The following is an 18,730-nucleotide window of genomic DNA, read 5'->3' as shown; positions in this document are numbered from 1 at the left end:
GTTCATAAAATTCGACGAAAAATCGCTGAAAACGAATTAAAATCGTAACAAAAATCAAATATTTTGAAAATCATATGTGCAAAATCGTGAGGCTGAAGCGCTAAATGTGAATTATTTTGAGTTATTATTTTTCATGGTTATCCCTTTAACACACCACAGATAATTTACAATGCTGTCCAAATAAACAGACCTCAAAACTCAGAAAATATAGTATAATAGTGACAGAAACCGAAGGGAGCTGTCGCTATGTCAAAAAGATTTCCGAAACCTGAGATCACACTTGATGGGATATACTCAAAGTTCGCAGATGAAAGCTTTTGCAAGGATTTTCTGCTTGATATCCGCTTTGAAAAGGGTTTTGCCTGCCCGTTTTGCGGTGGCTCTGAGTACCGCAGGATAAGGTCACGCCATCTGCTGCGATGCAAGTTCTGTAAAGCAGATATATCCGCCACAAACGGAACTTTTATGCACAGAACACATATTCCGCTCAGACTGTGGATAGTCACCGCATTCCTCATTATGAGCAACAAATGCAGCGTTTCTGCTGTTACGCTGATGAGGTCTTTGGGGGTGACCTACAAGACTGCATGGTACATCCTTCATCGCATCAGAAAAGCTATGAAATGCCGTGAAGAACGCTATTTGCTTGACGGGATCGTTGAACTTGATGACACGTATCTCGGTGCTCCGACTCACGGTAAAAAGCGTGGCAGAGGAACTGAAAAAGTCAAGATGATAGTAGCTTTGTCAAAGAACGCAGCAGGAAATCCCGAGTACGTTAAAATGAGCGATGTGCCGAATTTAAAGGGTATAACTGTTGGTAGATTTGCCAGGGATAATATCCGCGCAGGCTCGAAGATCGAGAGTGATAATGCTCGAAGTTACAAGAAACCGTTGGCACAGAAATACTTCCATGTTTTTGAAACATATGATCCGACAAGCGGTCAGCTGAACTGGATGCATAAAGTTATATCAAACTTCAAAGCAATGATCATGGGAACTTACCACGGAAACGAAAAGATCCACACAGCGTTATATGCTGCCGAATACTGCTACAAATTCAACCGTCGTAAGCTGGGAAACAGTGCGTATTTAAGGCTTTTGGCTGCTTTGGTGCAGTGATCTTACTTGTGGTGTGTTAAAGGGATAACCATATTATTTTTTATAGAAGTTAAGGATTATTTAAGAATTATATGCTATAATAAAGCTGTCGGAACAGATAAGGTACCGATCCCAAAGGGGAGAAGTCAGAAGAAAAGACCGATACGGGCGCAGATATAAAAAATTGCCCGGTGTATGAACAGAAAGGACAAAACAATGAGAACGACAACACAGATCAACACCTGTACCATCGAGAGGAAGTTTCCCGAGTGGGCAAGGGTAGACCGCGTCATAAACGGCGTTGAGATCTACAACATGAATATTTTTGACAATATCATGACATTCAATCAGGACAACCTTGACGGAGCGGCTTTTGACTATTTCGGAAGGATAGTTACATACGGTGAACTGCCTGCACTGCGCGAGTCTTATGCGAGGGGTCTGAAGCTGGCAGGAGTAAAAGAGGGCGACGTGGTCACACTTTGTATGCCTGTAAGCATCGAGAACATGATGATGCTTTTCGCGGTGAACCTTGTCAAGGCGATAAGCAACAATGTCAACTTCCTGTTTTTGAAGAATGATTTTGATCTTTACACAAAGGACAAGGGTTCTGAGGTGATAGTAACGCTGGATGCTTTTCTGCCTTACTTCGTAGATCATCTCAGCGGAAGCGGTGTAAAGAAGGTCATCGTGATGAACCTTGATGATTTTCTTCCCGAGGATAAAAAGGGGATGTTCCTTGATACATCCGAGATGCCCGAACAGATGCAGGAGGTATTTGATATCGGGCAGATAGTGGAGTGCCTGAACGATCTTGACAAGATCAAGGGCGTTGAGTTCATTAAGCTTGAGGAACTCAGAAAGGCAGGAGAGGAGAGCGATATACCTCTCGATCTGGGACCCACCGATCTTGACCGTGATATAAGCTATTTCTACACCAGCGGCACTACGGGCAGACCCAAGTGCGTGGTATATAAAGAATATTCCCTGAATGCATACGTAGAGATGCACGCAGGACTTGATACACAGAACTATGTGGGAGAGAGAAATTTCCAGTGCATACCCCTTACGCATATGACAGGCGAGAGAGTGTGCGGTATAATGCCGCTGGCTAGGGGAGGCACTCTTGTTCCCAGACCTATATACAACAAATACACATTTGCAAGAGATCTTTCGGAGACGGGATGCAACTGTGTGGTAGCAACTGCAAGCTTCTACCTGATGAGCGTAAGACAGGGAGTGCTTTCGCCTACTGCACTGGAGTGCCTGAAGCGTCCCGCATCGGGCGGTGAGGCTGTAAATATAAGTGCGGTGCGCAAGATAGATAAGTGGCTGAGTGACAACGGCTGTAATGTAAGATATTCTCTCGGCGGCGGTGCCAGCGAAGAGGGCGGCGTAACACTGGTCACATACTTCATGGATGAACAGACCAAGACCAATGAAACAGGCAAGCCCCTTGAACCCCATGTTCATGTCAAGCTGGTGGACGATAACGGAGATCTTGTTGAGGAGAATGAGGTGCTTGCAAATCTGCACGCTACCAGCCCTGCATCGGCTGACCGTTACCTTGGTGATCCCGAGGCTACTGCGGCACGCTGGTACTATGACGAGGACGGTACCAAGTGGGGCGTTACGGGAGATATCGCTGTAAGGCACGCAGACGGCTCCTACACCATAATGGGCAGAGGTTCGGATTCATACGTGAACGAGAACGGCGAACGTGTATACCTCTTTATGAAAGAAAGTTCGCTGGACGAGAATGATCCCATAAGCGAGTGGGAGATAAGTGCTTTTAAAAATGACAAGGGCAGCTATGATGTAGTAGGACAGATCATACTCGACCCTGATCGTGCAGAACCCACACCTGAACTGGTAGAATATCTCTGCAATAAATACGGTCTTGATGCTGTAAAGTTCTATAACGAATTTGAGATAGGTGAGATAACGGCAAAGAGAGATTACATACTCCTTACTCACGACTATGACGGATACTATGCTCCCTGCAGCAAGAACCATCTCATGCTGATAAACTATTCGGAAAACGGTGACACTGTAAAGATAAGGATAAGAAAAGATCATAAAATAGAGATAAACGAAAAGAAGAGCAAGGAGGACAACTAAGATGAGAGGAAATAAGATATTATCGGTGCTGACAGCAGCAGCTATGCTGAGCACAACTGCAGGGATCTCGGCATTTGCTGAAAATGAGGAAAAGGCTGCAGAAAAAAAGACCTATAACTATGTAGCGCTGGGTGACAGTATCGCAGCGGGCTATGGTCTTAACAAGGACAAGGGTATTATGGGCGACCCTGCACTGGTGATAACCGATAAGCTGCTGGCTGACCCTGTAAAGGGTGCATACCCTGCAATATTCACAGGATACCTGAAGGAACTGGGTGAAAAGAACGGTGTTGAAGTGAAGGGTACAAATCTGGCTTCAACTGCATTCCGTGCGGCTGATATAGAGAAGGTCATCAGACAGGCAGGCTACAAGGGTGAATTTGCTTCACAGATACTCGAAAGCTTTGTGGGAAAGGGAACAAGCGAAGTACTGGCTCCGTACCACGATATCTATACAAGTTATCTTACAGAGGCTGACCTTGTGAGCATACAGCTTGGCGGAAATGATATCATCATGAGCATAATACCTGAGATGCTGCAGAGTGAGAATCCTGTTATCAAGGCATCTGCTATGTCACTTATGATGACACTGTTCGGGGCTGAGCCCGAAGTAGCAGTCGGTGCCGGCTTACAGGTGATAAACGAGGAAAAGGACAAGGTAACAGCAGATGCTTTCCTTGAGGCTGCAAACTATATGAAGAACGTGGGCGAGAATGCGGAGAATATGGTCAACAACTCTGCAGAGCAGGTAAAGGGCGTTGTAAAGGCTGTACAGGAAGTGAACGGTGAAGCTGATATCGCTCTTGTAAGTTTGTTCAACCCTTACCGCACAGCAGAAGGATCAGAAGATATACAGGAGGATATATTCTCCGTTATCGGACCGCTGTTTGCAGAGGCATCTGATGCCGCAGCGGAAACAGAGGATCAGACCGATGCAAAGGGTGAGCCTACCAAGGAATTCACCGAGAATATCAACGATAAGGTAAACAAGATCATAGAGCTGAAGGCGGCACTGGATAAGGTGTTTGACTACGAGAAGATGACAAAGGTAATAGATGCCTTCACACTGGCTGAGGATATAGATCAGTTAAAGAAGAACCTTGCTGCACTTGCAACAGATGAGAACATGGCAGATATCAAGGCGCTGAACGATCTGCTCGGTGAGTATGTGGACATAGAAGAACTCAGGAATATCATCGGTGTTATAAGCAGCGGTGCGGACGTAAGCGAGCTTCCTGATGTGGCAGAGATAATCGGACAGTTCAGCAATTCAGAAGCTGCAGCTGAGGCTAAGGCTTTTGCACAGCAGATAGCTGAGCCTGTTGCTATGCAGATGGCAGGGAAGAACGTTGACCCTCAGATAAAGCTGCTTAACGAGAAGCTGAAAGCCATAGCAGCTGAAACAGGTGCGGTATATGTTGATGTATACAACATCTCGCCCGAAACAGACTTTGACCCTCACCCAAATGCCAACGGACATAAGGAAATAGCTGATATACTGTTTGCTGATATTTCCAAAACTGCCGAAGCAAGAATGAATGGCGGTAAGCAGCCTGTGGCTGATGACACTACAATATCTGACGGCGCTGAAGTAAGTGCGGGTGAAGATAAAGGTGTTATCGGTGATATAAACGGTGACGGTGTTGTGAACGTATCGGATATCGCATTTGCGGCTTCGTATGTAAAGGGCAATAATATCCTTGAAAAAGGTACGGCTTGTGCAGATGCGGATCACAACGGCAATATAAATATTACTGATGTTGTGCTTATTGCGGCACAGGTAAAGAATATCAGGGCTCTTGCATGATAAGAGCAGAGTGTTCCACATAAAAGCTATAAGACCACAGATGCGGATATGCGTCTGTGGTCTTTTGTGTATACGACAGGCGGTATTTTTGATACGTGCACAGAAAGCGTGATATTTTTTGAGGTTGACAAGTGACGAAATTGCTGTTATAATATGATTGCCAAAACGGCGATGATACAAACAGTAAAGAGAGGAATAACCATGAGTGTTATGAATACTAAAATATTTCAGCGTTCAGTGAAGATCTGTGCGGCACTGACAGCATCTGTACTGATGATGACATCGTCCGCAAATCTTATGACATCATCTGCTTATTCTCGGGCGGGAACTTCTTCTTATAACAGGAGCGTCACCTTTGATACTTTCCCTGCGGCGGTAAATGGCGGTGAGCCTATCCGCGGCGTGGATATTTCTTCCATTTTAGCTATCGAGGAGGCAGGAGTAGTTTTCCATGACGATAAGGGAAATGAGGAAGATATATTCCGTGTGCTTTACGACCATGATGTGAACTACATCCGTGTACGTGTTTGGAACGAACCGAATGACGGTAAAGGTCACGGATACGGCGGCGGAAACAACGATGTGAAAACTGCCTGTGAGATCGGCAGACGTGCGGCAAAATATGGTATGAAGCTGCTGGTGGACATTCAGTATTCGGATTTCTGGGCTGATCCTGCCAAGCAGACACGCCCGAAATACTGGGCTTCTCACGATCACAATACCCTTTCGGGAGAGATATACAAATGGACTACCTGGGTGCTGACAGCTATCACAGAGGCGGGCGGCGATATAGGTATGGTACAGGTGGGCAACGAGACAAACTGCTTCTTCTGCGGCGAAACGGATATGTATAAGATATGTGAGCTGTTTGCAAGCGGTAACAAGGCGGTGCGTGACTTTGACAGGAATATCCTGATCGCTCATCATTTTGCAAATCCTGCAAAAGCAGATCACTTCTACTGGTATGCAAAGATCATGAACGAATGCAAGCTCGATTACGATGTATTTGCCGCATCTTTCTATCCGTACTGGCACGGCACACCTGAAAACCTCACAAACGTGCTGAGTACCATTGGCAACACATACAACAAATACGTCATGGTCGCTGAAACGGCATATCCGTATACCTCCGATGATAGTGACGGATTCGGCAATACTATCTCACAATGGTCTACGGGTGTTGATCTTGACTATGATATATCCGTTGAAGGACAGGCAGAGTCCCTGACAGATGCATTTCAGGCGATCGCAAACTGCGGCGGAAAGGGTATAGGCGTATTCTACTGGGAGCCTGCATGGCTGGGTGTCAGCGGTATTTCGCAGTCGCAGCAGAGAGATAACTGGGACAGATACGGTTCGGGCTGGGCATCATCTTATGCATCTGAGTACGATCAGGACGTCACTTCGGCAGGAGGTTCATCCTTTGATAATCAGGCACTGTTCGATTTCAGGGGCTATCCTCTTGAGTCGCTTGATGTATTCACCCGTATTTACCCGAAAAAAAATAAGCCCGAAATTAAATGGAAGACCCGTCTGTACGGCGATCTCGACGGTGACGGCTCGCTTAGCAGATCTGATCTCACGCTATTGAAAAATGCCGTAATAAAAAAATGCAAGCTTGATGATGAGCAGTTCGCGGTAGGCGATGTCAATGCTGATAAAAAGGTGGATATCAATGATATCATCCTGCTGGACAGATATCTTTCCAACAAGCATGGAAGCGGTATGGATCTTATTGGCAAGAGCAGGAGCTTTGAACTCAAGTGATAAAAAGATGTGGCTTATGGTATGTTACACTTGATATCTATGCCGCAGCCCTTCGGGATCGTGAAGCTCAGGCGCTGTGAGCGTTGGCTGATATCATGACAGAGGGCAGGAAGAGAAAAGCAGAATAAACACAAAGAGCAGGTCACAGCCGACACAGTCGCTGTTACCTGTTCTTTTTCTGTATAATGATAAATAACGCAAAAAAAGGCTAAAGAAAAAACGCTGAAATATCGTAGGAGTTTTTATAGGTGGTGGTGTCGATCGTGTGCTGCGGAGTTATAATATTCAGGTAATGTATTTATCTTCGCATATTTTCCAACTGAAACTCTGATCATGATGAACGGTTTTCAACTTCTCAATATTAGCGCGAAAGATGTTAAGAATTTGACATAAAAATTACATTAATGTCAGGTGGATCCTTGTTTGTGAACATACATTTTTTATGCTGTTGATCGGTTGGAATTGCGCAATTCAGGGCTTTTATGTGTTAAATGATTATTTCGGAAAAGATTAAAAGATTTTCGATAATTATAATTTAAATAGTAAATAATTAATGTACCAAAGGTGAAAATCGCAATTTTTGGTGCTGCCTATATCACAATGAGCAAAATTTGATTAGAACCAATGACTAATAAATTATAAAATATAATCAAATGATATAGCAGTTAACATTGAAGCGCAAGAGTCAATGTGCCGTATCATTTAAGTATTTATTTTATGGTTTATAGTTTTAATCTTTTTAGAAAGCGAGGTAATTAGTTTATGAAGAAACCCGTTTCAAAGCGTATTGCCAGCGCTTTTGTTGCCGGAGTGCTGATGGTTTCACCTATTATATCATCAGTTACAGCATCTGCTGCTAAGACACTCACTACGAGCCCGTCACACACACAGGAAGTCGGCTGGTACAATGACTACCACCATGAGATCTGGCAGGCAGATACCCCAAACTCTTCTACAATGACACTGCACGATAATGACGGCGGTTTCAGCACACAGTGGAAGTGCGGACCTAACAACTCGAGAGGTAACTTCCTTGCACGTCGTGGTCTGTACTGGGGCCTGAATAACCCCAAGACATATAAGGATTATAAGCCTTTCTACTGTGACTACGATTGCAGCTGGTATGCAGGTTCATCCGGTAACTCCCGTATCTGTATCTACGGCTGGGCACAGAATCCTCTGGTAGAGTACTACATCATCGAGGACTGGAAGAACTGGTCACCTGCACAGGACGGTTCTGCACAGTACAAGGGTCAGACCACTATCGACGGCAGTGTATACAAGGTATATACTACCAGCAGAAATTCTTACACCATTGAAGGCAACAAGAACTTCACACAGTATATAAGCATCCGTCAGAACCTGAGAACCAAGGGTACCATCAGCGTTTCCGAGCACTTCAAGGTTTGGGAGTCCATGGGTATGAAGATGGGCAACCTGTACGAAGTTGCTTTCAACGTTGAAGGCTGGGAGTCCGACGGTCAGGCTGATGTTACTCTGAATATGTATGAGGGCGAAAGTGGCTACCATCCCGATCCCGAGCCGGAGGAGTCGGAGATCGAAGGTACACTGTACTCAGCTACATTCGAGAACGGTACCAATTACTGGAGCGGCAGAGGTTCTGCTAGTGTAGCATCATCTTCTTCCAAGGCTTATGAGGGCAGTAAGTCCCTGTATGTAAGCGGCAGAACTGCTAACTGGAACGGCGGCGAAGTAGAAGTCAATACATCTACTTTCAAGCCCGGCAACTCCTACAGCTTCAGCGCTATGGTAAATCCTGCCGAGAGCACAACTGTTCAGCTTTCCATGCAGTATGATCAGAACGGTACTACAAAGTACACTCAGATAGCTGAGGGTTCCTGCACAGCAGGCAAGTGGACCAAGCTGGAAAACACCAGCTTCACAATACCTTCGGGCGCATCCAATGTAAAGATGTATGTTGAAGCTCCCGACAGCCTGTGCGACATCTATGTTGACAGAGCTATAATCGCAGACAAGGGCTATGTTGCTTCCGGTGATACCCCGGTATACAACAATGCTAATGTTCCTTCCAACGTAAAGATGGAATACAACAGCCAGTACAAGCAGATGAGATTTACTTGGGACGCTGTAAATGGCGCTGACAAGTACGGCATCGCAGTATACCTGGCAGGCAAGTGGAGAGTTCAGGATTCCAACATCTCCGGTACTTCCTACACTACTCCCAAGGGACTGACACCCGGTATGTCTTACAAGGTAGCTATCGCTGCTAGAGTAAACGGCAAGTGGGATACTACAGCTGCTATTGACAACTATGTTGTTGTTACGACCAGATCCTACAACAACATTCAGTATCACACACCTTCTAACACAAACACAAATACTAATACTAATACAAACACAAACACTAACAACAATCAGCAGCCTGAGACATCTTCTTATAACTACGCATCAAATATGCAGTTCAAGGAAGCTCCCGGCTACTATTTCAACAGCTGCTCACAGGCCGGCAAGGTAGTAAAGGAATCCTATAACGGCATCAACGGATATAACTCACTTAATGTATATCTCCCCTACGGCTATGACAGCAGCAAGAAGTACAACATCTTCTACCTGATGCACGGCGGCGGAGAGAATGAGAATACTCTGTTCTATCAGGATGATACAATGATGCAGAATCTCTTCGACAACATGATAAAGAACGGCGAACTCGATCCTCTGATCGTTGTTACACCTACCTTCAACAAGACTGAGGCAGGCAAATTCTACAACGAGTTCCGTCAGAGCGTTGTTCCTTTCGTTGAAGGAAAATATTCTACCTATGCAGGCAGAAATACTTCACAGTCATCGCTCCAGGCTTCAAGAATGCACAGAGCATACGGCGGATTCTCGATGGGTGGCGTTTCAACATGGGCTGTAATGGAGAACTGCCTTGACATCGTCGGCTACTTCATGCCTCTCAGCGGCGACCACTGGAACGGAAACTCCGGTTACGATAAGGCTAAGTCCATAGCCAATGCGATAGACAGATCAGGTCTTCAGAAGAATCAGTACTTCATCTTCGCAGCAACAGGTTCGGACGATATAGCTTATCCCAACGTAAATCCTCAGATCAATGAAATGAAGAAGATGAGCCAGTTCGTTTACACATCTGACTTCTCCAAGGGTAATCTCTACTTCCTTGTTGCATCAGGCAAAACACACTGGTGGGGCTACGTAAGACACTATGTTTACGATGCACTTCCTTCTTTCTTCCATGAAGGACAGTAAAATTTCTATTATAGAATAACGATGAGAGCCCTCGGGATTGTTCCGATGGCTTTTTCATATATGGTTATACTTTTAACACACCAAAAGTAGCGGAGAACAGGTCTTTGCCGCTCAGATACCAAAAGTCTAGCCTTTTTTGTATCGATCATATCAATCAAAAATCTCCTGTTGATCTCTGTAAACTATCCGGAAAGATCGTTCCGATAGTCGTGGTCAGCCCGCCATTAGCATCAGTTATTACACCAACAGTTACGCCATTATATACACCATATACTTGACTTTCATTATCGTTTGTCGATCCTTCCGCATATCCTCTATCAGTATATAGATACTTATTGATATAATAAGGGCTTTCCAATATCTCAGCGCTTTCATAATTATCAAACGAGCCTTCTTCATAAATCAAATCTAAATTTTGATCTTGGTATACAAGTGAAAAGGAGGTCGATATATTGAGAGAACTGAAAACCAAAACGTTCGAAGAGATCATGACCACGCTTTACAAGCCGACTGTGTTCGCAGTAGAAGGACTCATCACGCAGGGACTGTACATTCTTGCAGGCTCACCAAAGGTGGGGAAATCGTAGCTTGCGCTTGAGCTATGTCTTGCAATATCGAAAGGAGAAAAGTTGCTTGATCGTTCGACACGACAAGGCTTGGCGCTGTATTTTTGTCTCGAGGACAGCTGGCAGAGAATACAATCCAGGCTGTATGAACTGACCGATGAGCCATCGGAGAAGCTGTTCTTCTCGCTGAAAGCAGACACCATCAGCGAGAAGAACAGATAGTAAAGTTCAAGTCTGAACATGATGACCTGCGGTTGGTGGTCATCGATACGTTGCAGATGGTACGGAGCGAAACGGACAGTAGCTATGGCAGCGATTATGCTGAACTTCTACCGCTGAAATCTCTTGCAGAAACGCTTGGCATCAGCATAGTTCTTGTTCATCATCTGTGCAAAGCGGCAGACAGCGATCTGTTCAATGGTGATACCCGTTGACTTTGCGACTTCCGCAAGCTGGTTACTGTTCATAATGAACACTCCTTTCTGGATTCAGCACCGCAAGCGATTGACTTTTTCGGGGCGGTTTGGTATAATAAGGGTGAGTAATGGGCGGGTTGACTGCCCTACAAATCGGAATTTAGGAGATGGTTTTGTGGTGCTTTTGGTTGTTGATACGCAAAAAGCGATCGTAAACAACAGACTGTATCAGTTTGAGCTGTTTGTTTCCAGTGTGAAAAAGCTGATTGATACTGCCCGGAAGAATCATGTTGAAGTCATTTACGTAAGACATGATGACGGTTCAGACAGCGAGCTGACAAGAGGAAAGGATGGCTACGAAATATATGCTGATTTTACCCCTGCTGACAATGAGGCTATTTTTGATAAATACGTAAACAGTGCTTTTATCAATACCGGCCTGTCAGAATATTTGAAGCGAAAAAATGAAAAAAGCATTGTGATTATCGGACTGCAAACAGAGTATTGCATTGATGCCACGATTAAAAGCGGATTTGAACACGGCTTTGAAATGATTGTGCCAGAAAACACGAACAGTACATTTGATAATCGGTTCATGGATTCTGAAATGACATACAAGTACTACAATGAATTCATATGGAATGGAAGATATGCCAAGTGCATTTCATTTGATGAAGCAATCGGCTTGATGATGGATGAGAAATCCTGACTGATCTGCATAACCGGACAGGCACAGTGCCCGGAACGCCTTGCGCAGGGGCGATTGTACTGTCTGATAGTAAACATATCACCAACGCCAACTACACAAATTCTAATTTGTAAAGCTATCCCCAAACAGCAAGGACACCCTTGCTGTTTTTTATTTACCACTCTCCGTTTTCCACTGATAGTAAACCTTGCCATTGTACGGATTTTCCAGGATCTCAGGACGGACGATCGTCTTTTTGCCCTTAGATGTGTAGCTTGTGGACTTGCCGTCAAGCAGTTCCGCTTCGACTCCGAAAGCCTTAAAACCCTTGATTACATCATTCTTGATAGACATGAGCTTCGCTCTTGCCGCTTTGTATGATGTGGATTCGATACCGAATGGATGATGCGGGAGTGTGAACGCAGGAATTTCCCATTCTATGGACTTCACAGCTTCAGGCATTTCTTCGCATCGGTTGAGATCGAAGCAGGAGTTGACCTGACCACGGTGGCGACGATGTTGCGACGTTTCTGAGGTCTGCGTTTCAAGTGATTTGAAGTGGTCTAAAGCAGTCTTTGGCAGAAACGAAGTCCAAATAAGGTCCAGTAAGGAGACCACGATCCTTATCCGATAGAAAACACAAAAGCCCAGCGACAAATATATCGCTGAGCTTTTGTTGTGTTGGTGGTTCATTGGTCATTGATCAGATTATTCTACGTATTCTATGCTGACCCCTTTTTCTTCAAGTGCTCCTGTTATTTCATCATTTAGCTGACCATTTGATACAATCACTTTTTTCAAACTTTTGAGGTTTAGCAACGATTCAAAGTTTGTAAAATCAGTATGTGCTATATTTATCTGATGTAAATTATCAAGACCATCAACTGAAAGTGTACTTAAATTTTTCACTCCATGCAAACTTAGTTCAATAAGATCAGTACAGCAGGATATACACTGTAAATCAATATTTTCATTTGTGGTTATTATGATTTTTTTGATTTGTTTTGCTTCTTTTAGTGCAGATATATCGTTCAGATGTGGTGCAAAAGAAGTCAGGTCTTCGAGCTCATAGAGTTCTTCCAGTCCATTAAGTGATACTAAGTCATCGCTTATTATTTTAAGTTTTTTTAGTTTGTGATTATTATATAGAAAACTCAGATCGGAAAAACTTGTTCGAAAAGTAGATAAAATGCTAAGTTTTTCGCAGCTTGAAATCGGCTTAAAATCGGTGACATTAGGGGTTTCTAGATACAAATAATCCAAGTCATTTAATTCTGTAAGGAAATCAATATTCGTCACATCATCTCTGGAAAAAATTAACTCTTTTAATTTTGAAAGTCGTTTGAGCTTATCAAAATCATCGTAAAGCGTTAATTTATCGATAGTTAACCGTGTTGATTTGTTGTCATAAACTTTTTTACCTATAATTGTGTGGGTGTTAAAAAATATACAACAAACAATTGTTGCAGTAATAGCTATTATCATTATAATGACTAGGATTGTTTTTTTCATAATGTATCACCATCAAAATTATGATTTTGGAATAATATCAAAATCTCCACCATTATCTGTTATATCGTATAATTTGAATAGTCGCAATAATGCCAACTATTATTAGATTATTGAAAAGCCTTCATACGATGATCTTCAAATGTTATCCCGCATTTGTTGACCCAAGCAATAAATAGCTCGGAATTATCCAATTCCCATGGGAAAGTCAATACTTTCTTACCGTTTGAGTAAACCTCGACCCGCTCAAACCACTTCGTACACCTGACAAATGAAATATCATCGCTTGTCCAACAGTTTCCGTTATAAAATATTTTTTTACCCAAAACAGATATAGTGGGCTTGTTTTTCTCATGGATGAAAGTTACAATGACGAGTATGGCGATCATTCCTATACAGCACCAGAATATAATATCTCCCACCGAGAATGTCATATTCGGATTTCCTACATATTGCCTTGCAAGTATTCGTCCTCCAAAGAAAATGGCAAATAAAACGATAAAACCGAAAAGCTTCGCAGTATAACTGCTTTTTCCTATTTCAAAGCTGACATCGGTCATATCCAAACGACAGTTACTGAACGCAGTTCTCTCTTTATCTAGTTTTTGTTGTTTTATGTTGACGAATTGGTTTTTGTAGTTATTATTCATAAGTTCTCCTACTATTTTAGGAATATGCTACTTCCGAAGCATATTCAAAGTTGATCTTCAATACCAGATACTTATGCTGTATCAATATGGATATTTACCCTCAAGATACTCATATTTAGTATTAAAAAACTTTTCAAAAACAGCATCATGCTGTTCTACGATATCGCCTTCAGGCATTTCATAACCAAAATCAACGTGAAACGTATAGTCGCTTTCAATGGTCAAGTAGTAGGTACACCAAATCTTATCCTCACCAAACTTCTCCAAATAAGCATTATAAAGATTACGGGTGAGTTTGTTAAGCATGACATAAGCCTTCATTTCGTCATACGGATAGGAAGTATATCTTTTCCAAAAGGCTTCCTGCGTACAAATCCTTCCTGTCTTTTCCTCGATCAACGCTATCCATGAAGTGCGACTTCCCGTAGTGCATTCTGAGTAGTAGCAAATTCTCTTCCACTCAACCGGCATAATACTAATAAGGTACTCACAAAGCTCTTTCTGAGCAGACTCAATCTTATACATGATTTCCTCCTATTTTACTGTTTCAATTTAATTCGTTCATACTACTATCGATATTTAAATTATTTATCAATTCTGTAAAAGAATTAGATATAGGTCGTTCAGATGGTACACCTTCACAACCATACTTTTCTATATAAATTTTACCTGTTTTAATCTCATATAAAACATATCTTCCTGTATAGACTAACCACCCTATAGGAAGAAATTCCTGTATATTTCCTTCAAACACAGATTCCCATTCATCAGCCAACTTGATCAAGCCATTTTCATGATAAAGTACATCATCACATGATTCATTATCATATTTAATTACTGGGAACAGAATAATGCACTCATCTTCCTTATAAAAGCCTTTGATATATGGGTGCCAAAACAAGTTAATATATTCTTGTATATCATTTGGAATATCATAACCGAATCTGTTTTTTAAAATTGTGAAATCCGTTTTATCTCGTCTTTCAATGAGATATATTTTTTTATTTAAGAACGGGTAAAATTCTTTTCCGAATTTATCAAGATCATCTTTACTCCACCACTGTTCATTTGATGAAGTACGGTTAAAATAATTAATTAAAGCATTTCTCATTTGCCAAATACACCTCGCAAAAATTCTTTAAGGGCTAGCCTTGCAGTCCTTCCTTCTTCCGCCTTTATTCCATAATCATAGGAGTAAGTAACCTCGGCATCAGGTGCATAATCATTAATATGGTGTGCGCAATCATTATCTGGATTAGTTTCGGTACGAACACACGGTTCTCTTTCACTATATATTCTTTTTACATTTTCACCACTAATATTATTTTTTAAGTATTCAATCATCGCGTCTTCAGAATGAATTTTTCCTTTACTATCAAAGCATTTAATAGTTTCCAATGCGATCATGTTCTCACTCCGATATTACTTCACGATAATACGGAAGGATCTTGCATGGTTTGCCGATTGATCTATATCCAAAATATCTATACGTTGTTTTAATCTGCAAATATTTTACCCAGCTGGTACATGATCTCGCTGAAATATCTGTCGCTGAGATCACCGATCTTTATGGATTCCTGTTTCGGGAGTGTTTCAAATATCAGCTTACCCACCGTGATGTCAGTCTCTTTTTCTCTGAATACCTCAATGGGAATGCCCGAATGCAAAAGGCTCGCCCTGATACCATCATTACGGCTGAAAATCTCTTCTCTGACAAAATCATCGAATATTGCGCCGTCTCCGACTTTACCCTTGCTCCAGCCGATCTTGTTCATAGCCGAGACAAATTCTCTGCTTTTGATAACATTACCCTTGAAACGTCCGATGAAGTTTTGCTCCTTTTCTTCTTCGGTGGGTCTGGATATACCTCTGCCAAGCTGTATAAACGGCTGAGCTATCTCATAATCTTTCAGCTGCTGCTTCCATTTTTCCAATTCCTCTTCGCTGAGTTCAACAGGGTGAACAAGCCCGATGACCGAGTTCTCAGCTAAGGTGAATTCCTCATCATCAACAGTTGTCAAACTGCCGTCATCAAGATATCTGAAACTGCTTTCAAGCCTGCCGTCCTTGTATACGCCCCAGATAAGACCGATGGCAAAGCAGTGCATTATGGGATTTTTCATAAATATCTGTTTCCAGTTTTCCGCTGTCCAGTTTCTTGCGGTAAGCAGAGTGTTTTCAAGACGAACTCTCTGCGCATCAACGATATTCTTCATCAGCTTTTTCATCGCCGTGAATTCCTTGTACACCTCTGCTGCTTTAGTTCCTTCATCTGCGCTTGGCTTGGGCATTGTCTTCAGTTTCTTGCCGTCGCAGTATATCTCGGGCTCCAGCTTAGGGGTGATATATACATCGAACCGTCTGCTGCCGTAGTCGAAAGTCCTGCACATATTTTTATCGAAATCAAGGTCGGGGATCATGCGGTCAGCAAATTCCTCTTTGCTTATACCAAGTTTCTCAGAAGCACATAACAGGGCATCTGCCGATGCTTTGCGTATGGAGTTGAATCTGTGTTTGCGGGACATCTTTTCCACCAACATTATATAACTGCTGCTGCCGTTAAGAACTATGGCATGGGGTATCTCTTTTGCAAGTGCGCCTTTCTGCCACAGCGGCCATGTGGACATTAGATCTTCAAACACCTCAAGTGCTTCTTTGCCGCCGTATACGCTCGCAAAGTACAGAACCCATTTGTATTTTGCCTGCGCACCAAGAGTTTCCAATCCCGTAAACTCTTCAAAAAACTCCAGCGACTCAGATTTGACTTCGGGAGAAGTTTGAAGCCATCTCACCAGTACCTCATTTGCCAATCTGCATACATCTTTTTCATCAAGTTCAGCGGTGATGATATCCGCTTTCGGATCTTTCAGACCAACCGAATTCGCAAAACAGAGCATCAGTGCCCTGAGATAGCTTTCATCTGCCACCGAACCATCTTTCATGTGAACAGGTGAAAATGGCTCCTTGAACAGCCAGTCAAGCTTCGATGCCTTTTTGCCCTTGGTCATTTCCTTTACTGTATCTTCGGCGGAGACCTTATCTTCAACGACCAAGTTTTCCGATACCACCGCGAGCATACTGCCTATACGAGCTTTCAGTTTATCTGTCTTTTCAGCTTCAAGAGCTTTTCTGAGCTCCTGTATATAAGCCTTTGCACCATGTCTTTCGATCACATTGAGAGCAAATTCTCTTGCCGATGATTTTTTTGACGTGAGCAGCACTTTTATATCATCGTTCCAGTCGGGGTGACGCATAACTATTTCCATTACGATATCACGTATAACTTTTGAAGTATCACCTGCAAGGGCGATTATGCTTTTGTGGTATTTGGTTTCATTATTCCCGAAAAGTTTCAGTGCAATGAACTTTGCGACTGTATTACACTTTGAGAGATCTGCTGCTGCGATATCATCAGTACGTTCCGATAAAGCATCAGCAAATAATTTTATTCGGTCCTCGGGATAATAGCAATTATCAATTATCCCGCCGCATATATCCAGAGCTTTTGCCATATCTGCATCATGTGAATTAAACCAGTTTATCAGGCTCGGTATATCGTTATCTGAAAAACCTGTGATTTCTTTAAGATGATGACTGTATCTGCCCACACTTCCGCCCAGCACGACAACACAGCGCAGTATAAAGTCATCTATGCCGTATACTGGAATATAGTTAGATTTCAAAGGTGATGTGTACTCCAGTTTTGTGCTTTTAATTGCCGGATATACCTCATCAAAGGATATCTCATCTTTAAGGAATGCTTTTATTTTTTCAACGTCCTTGTAGCACGAAGCTACTCCATCAATTATCTTGTCATCGGATATATTTTTTATGGCGTCATCACTAAGAGCTTCATCAGGACTTACAGTTTTCAGTGCACTATTCATTTTCACAAGATCGGTTGTGTTCTTTCTACATAAAATAAGCTTTTTGAAAGTCTCTGTCTGCATTTTTGCAGCAGAGATCATCAGTTTTTCATTTATACCATAGCGCATCAACTGGAATAGGACATCTCTGCTGAAAGTACCTTCAACAGCAAACAATGCATCGGCTGCGCGCTCGATGTCTGTTGATCCACGAGATATGAGGCTGCAGAGTTCTTCGGCGTTAGCTGCCGCATATTCTTCAAAATGCGCTTTTATAACCTCATCAAAATACGATGCATTTGCCAGTGCATTAAGGAGAAATATGTTATCTTTTTCTATACTGTTGTTTACAGCATTTTTAATAATCGTTACTGCGATCTCTGCTTTTTTGGAAAGTTTTCCGTCATCCGGCAGAGACATATGGTCGAGGGCAGCTGCGGCAAGATATGCTTTTGTTATCATGTGCTTCTCAGATGTAAGCTCAGCTGCTTTAAGTATAAGTTCGGGATCATCAGGCATATTGAAATAACGACTTGATGTTATAAATGCATCACAGTCAACCGACAACATACGCGCAGGCGCTTCATCACCATATATATTTTCCATCTCTCTGCTGAAAAGTTCTTTTATATGCTTCCATTCTTCATAACGTAAAAAACTGATAAGACAGTATGCAGAAGCGTCAAGAAGCTTATATGCCATTATCATGTAGCGCTGATATAGTTCATCGCAGATGTTAGGCATTATCTCTTGTTTGACATATTCATAAAAATCGATTTTGTAAAATAATACTTTGCTTTTATCGATTTCGGACAGCTTTTCGAGCAATCCAAAATCACGCTCTTTGTTAATATCCAGCCATTTAACCGCAGCATCAGCTACCTCTTTAGGAGCTGCACATAGCAGCAGTATCGATTCAAATTTCGGGAAATCCATATATATCAATTCCTTTCAGTATATTGATAACAGATCTCATATATTTATGATACA

The 18,730-nt window shown here is 42.5% G+C and carries 14 protein-coding genes and 1 pseudogene; 6 read left to right on the top strand and 9 right to left on the bottom strand.

Features of this window, described 5'->3' with window-relative positions:
* Positions 1–246: 246 nt before the first annotated feature.
* The 5 genes from RUMAL_RS13945 (at position 247) to RUMAL_RS20890 (ending at position 10,045) form a co-directional block, all read left to right on the top strand.
* Positions 247–1,122, top strand: a complete 876-nt coding sequence (locus tag RUMAL_RS13945) for an IS1595 family transposase (protein WP_013483548.1) — start codon at positions 247–249, stop codon at positions 1,120–1,122.
* A gap of 195 nt (positions 1,123–1,317) precedes the next feature.
* Positions 1,318–3,222, top strand: a complete 1,905-nt coding sequence (locus RUMAL_RS13940; protein WP_013499327.1) for a class I adenylate-forming enzyme family protein — start codon at positions 1,318–1,320, stop codon at positions 3,220–3,222.
* Position 3,223: 1 nt separating this feature from the next.
* Entirely contained in the window at positions 3,224–5,029 is a 1,806-nt protein-coding gene (locus RUMAL_RS13935; RefSeq protein WP_013499326.1) for an SGNH/GDSL hydrolase family protein, read from the top strand.
* A 201-nt stretch (positions 5,030–5,230) separates the two neighbouring features.
* The gene (locus RUMAL_RS13930; protein WP_013499325.1) at positions 5,231–6,796 is read left to right on the top strand and encodes a glycosyl hydrolase 53 family protein; all 1,566 of its coding nucleotides are present in this window, start codon (positions 5,231–5,233) and stop codon (positions 6,794–6,796) included.
* Positions 6,797–7,558: 762 nt separating this feature from the next.
* Positions 7,559–10,045 carry a glycoside hydrolase family 11 protein gene (locus RUMAL_RS20890; RefSeq protein WP_013499324.1) on the top strand — a complete coding sequence of 829 codons (2,487 nt, stop codon included), beginning with the start codon at positions 7,559–7,561 and terminating at the stop codon, positions 10,043–10,045.
* A gap of 499 nt (positions 10,046–10,544) precedes the next feature.
* Here RUMAL_RS20890 and RUMAL_RS21880 read toward each other — a convergent pair whose 3' ends face one another.
* Positions 10,545–10,853: a hypothetical protein gene (locus RUMAL_RS21880; RefSeq protein ID WP_154662896.1), complete on the bottom strand. Its 309-nt coding sequence runs from the start codon at positions 10,851–10,853 to the stop codon at positions 10,545–10,547.
* An 87-nt stretch (positions 10,854–10,940) separates the two neighbouring features.
* The gene (locus RUMAL_RS21875; protein ID WP_154662897.1) at positions 10,941–11,078 is read right to left on the bottom strand and encodes a hypothetical protein; all 138 of its coding nucleotides are present in this window, start codon (positions 11,076–11,078) and stop codon (positions 10,941–10,943) included.
* Between the two features lie 124 nt (positions 11,079–11,202).
* Here RUMAL_RS21875 and RUMAL_RS13910 point away from each other — a divergent pair, with 124 nt between their 5' ends.
* Positions 11,203–11,736, top strand: coding sequence for a cysteine hydrolase family protein (locus RUMAL_RS13910; protein WP_013499323.1), 534 nt, complete (start codon positions 11,203–11,205; stop codon positions 11,734–11,736).
* 150 nt (positions 11,737–11,886) lie between these two features.
* Here the strand turns inward: RUMAL_RS13910 and RUMAL_RS22980 are convergent.
* The 7 genes and pseudogenes from RUMAL_RS22980 to RUMAL_RS20885 form a co-directional block, all read right to left on the bottom strand.
* A pseudogene (locus RUMAL_RS22980) lies at positions 11,887–12,114 on the bottom strand (hypothetical protein); the annotation flags it as partial.
* Positions 12,115–12,423: 309 nt separating this feature from the next.
* Positions 12,424–13,227, bottom strand: coding sequence for a leucine-rich repeat domain-containing protein (locus RUMAL_RS13900; protein ID WP_013499321.1), 804 nt, complete (start codon positions 13,225–13,227; stop codon positions 12,424–12,426).
* A gap of 107 nt (positions 13,228–13,334) precedes the next feature.
* Positions 13,335–13,874 (bottom strand): hypothetical protein, encoded by a 540-nt coding sequence (locus RUMAL_RS13895; RefSeq protein WP_013499320.1) that lies wholly within the window; start codon positions 13,872–13,874, stop codon positions 13,335–13,337.
* Between the two features lie 81 nt (positions 13,875–13,955).
* A complete protein-coding gene (locus RUMAL_RS13890; RefSeq protein WP_013499319.1) occupies positions 13,956–14,399 on the bottom strand; it encodes an immunity protein YezG family protein in 444 nt (147 codons plus the stop codon).
* 22 nt (positions 14,400–14,421) lie between these two features.
* Complete coding sequence (locus RUMAL_RS13885; RefSeq protein ID WP_013499318.1) at positions 14,422–14,985, bottom strand: hypothetical protein; 564 nt, start codon at positions 14,983–14,985, stop codon at positions 14,422–14,424.
* On the bottom strand, positions 14,982–15,281 hold the full coding sequence (locus RUMAL_RS13880; RefSeq protein ID WP_013499317.1) for a nucleic acid/nucleotide deaminase domain-containing protein: 300 nt from the start codon (positions 15,279–15,281) through the stop codon (positions 14,982–14,984). The genes RUMAL_RS13885 and RUMAL_RS13880 overlap by 4 nt, the downstream gene beginning before the upstream one ends.
* Positions 15,282–15,370: 89 nt before the next feature.
* Complete coding sequence (locus tag RUMAL_RS20885) at positions 15,371–18,676, bottom strand: DUF4132 domain-containing protein (RefSeq protein ID WP_013499316.1); 3,306 nt, start codon at positions 18,674–18,676, stop codon at positions 15,371–15,373.
* Positions 18,677–18,730 lie beyond the last annotated feature (54 nt).

This window comes from Ruminococcus albus 7 = DSM 20455 (genome assembly GCF_000179635.2).
Classification (GTDB): Bacteria; Bacillota; Clostridia; order Oscillospirales; family Ruminococcaceae; genus Hominimerdicola; species Hominimerdicola alba.
Note: the sequence above shows the minus strand (reverse complement) of the source record. Positions and strands in the feature narration are given on the sequence as shown.

What these genes read in the sequence shown, in the direction of transcription:
- RUMAL_RS13945 (WP_013483548.1), top strand. Translation starts at nt 247, where the DNA reads ATGTCAAAAAGATTTCCGAAACCTGAGATCACACTTGATGGGATATAC.
- RUMAL_RS13940 (WP_013499327.1), top strand. Translation starts at nt 1,318, where the DNA reads ATGAGAACGACAACACAGATCAACACCTGTACCATCGAGAGGAAGTTT.
- RUMAL_RS13935 (WP_013499326.1), top strand. Translation starts at nt 3,224, where the DNA reads ATGAGAGGAAATAAGATATTATCGGTGCTGACAGCAGCAGCTATGCTG.
- RUMAL_RS13930 (WP_013499325.1), top strand. Translation starts at nt 5,231, where the DNA reads ATGAGTGTTATGAATACTAAAATATTTCAGCGTTCAGTGAAGATCTGT.
- RUMAL_RS20890 (WP_013499324.1), top strand. Translation starts at nt 7,559, where the DNA reads ATGAAGAAACCCGTTTCAAAGCGTATTGCCAGCGCTTTTGTTGCCGGA.
- RUMAL_RS21880 (WP_154662896.1), bottom strand. Translation starts at nt 10,853, where the DNA reads ATGTTCAGACTTGAACTTTACTATCTGTTCTTCTCGCTGATGGTGTCT.
- RUMAL_RS21875 (WP_154662897.1), bottom strand. Translation starts at nt 11,078, where the DNA reads ATGAACAGTAACCAGCTTGCGGAAGTCGCAAAGTCAACGGGTATCACC.
- RUMAL_RS13900 (WP_013499321.1), bottom strand. Translation starts at nt 13,227, where the DNA reads ATGAAAAAAACAATCCTAGTCATTATAATGATAATAGCTATTACTGCA.
- RUMAL_RS13895 (WP_013499320.1), bottom strand. Translation starts at nt 13,874, where the DNA reads ATGAATAATAACTACAAAAACCAATTCGTCAACATAAAACAACAAAAA.
- RUMAL_RS13890 (WP_013499319.1), bottom strand. Translation starts at nt 14,399, where the DNA reads ATGTATAAGATTGAGTCTGCTCAGAAAGAGCTTTGTGAGTACCTTATT.
- RUMAL_RS13885 (WP_013499318.1), bottom strand. Translation starts at nt 14,985, where the DNA reads ATGAGAAATGCTTTAATTAATTATTTTAACCGTACTTCATCAAATGAA.
- RUMAL_RS13880 (WP_013499317.1), bottom strand. Translation starts at nt 15,281, where the DNA reads ATGATCGCATTGGAAACTATTAAATGCTTTGATAGTAAAGGAAAAATT.
- RUMAL_RS20885 (WP_013499316.1), bottom strand. Translation starts at nt 18,676, where the DNA reads ATGGATTTCCCGAAATTTGAATCGATACTGCTGCTATGTGCAGCTCCT.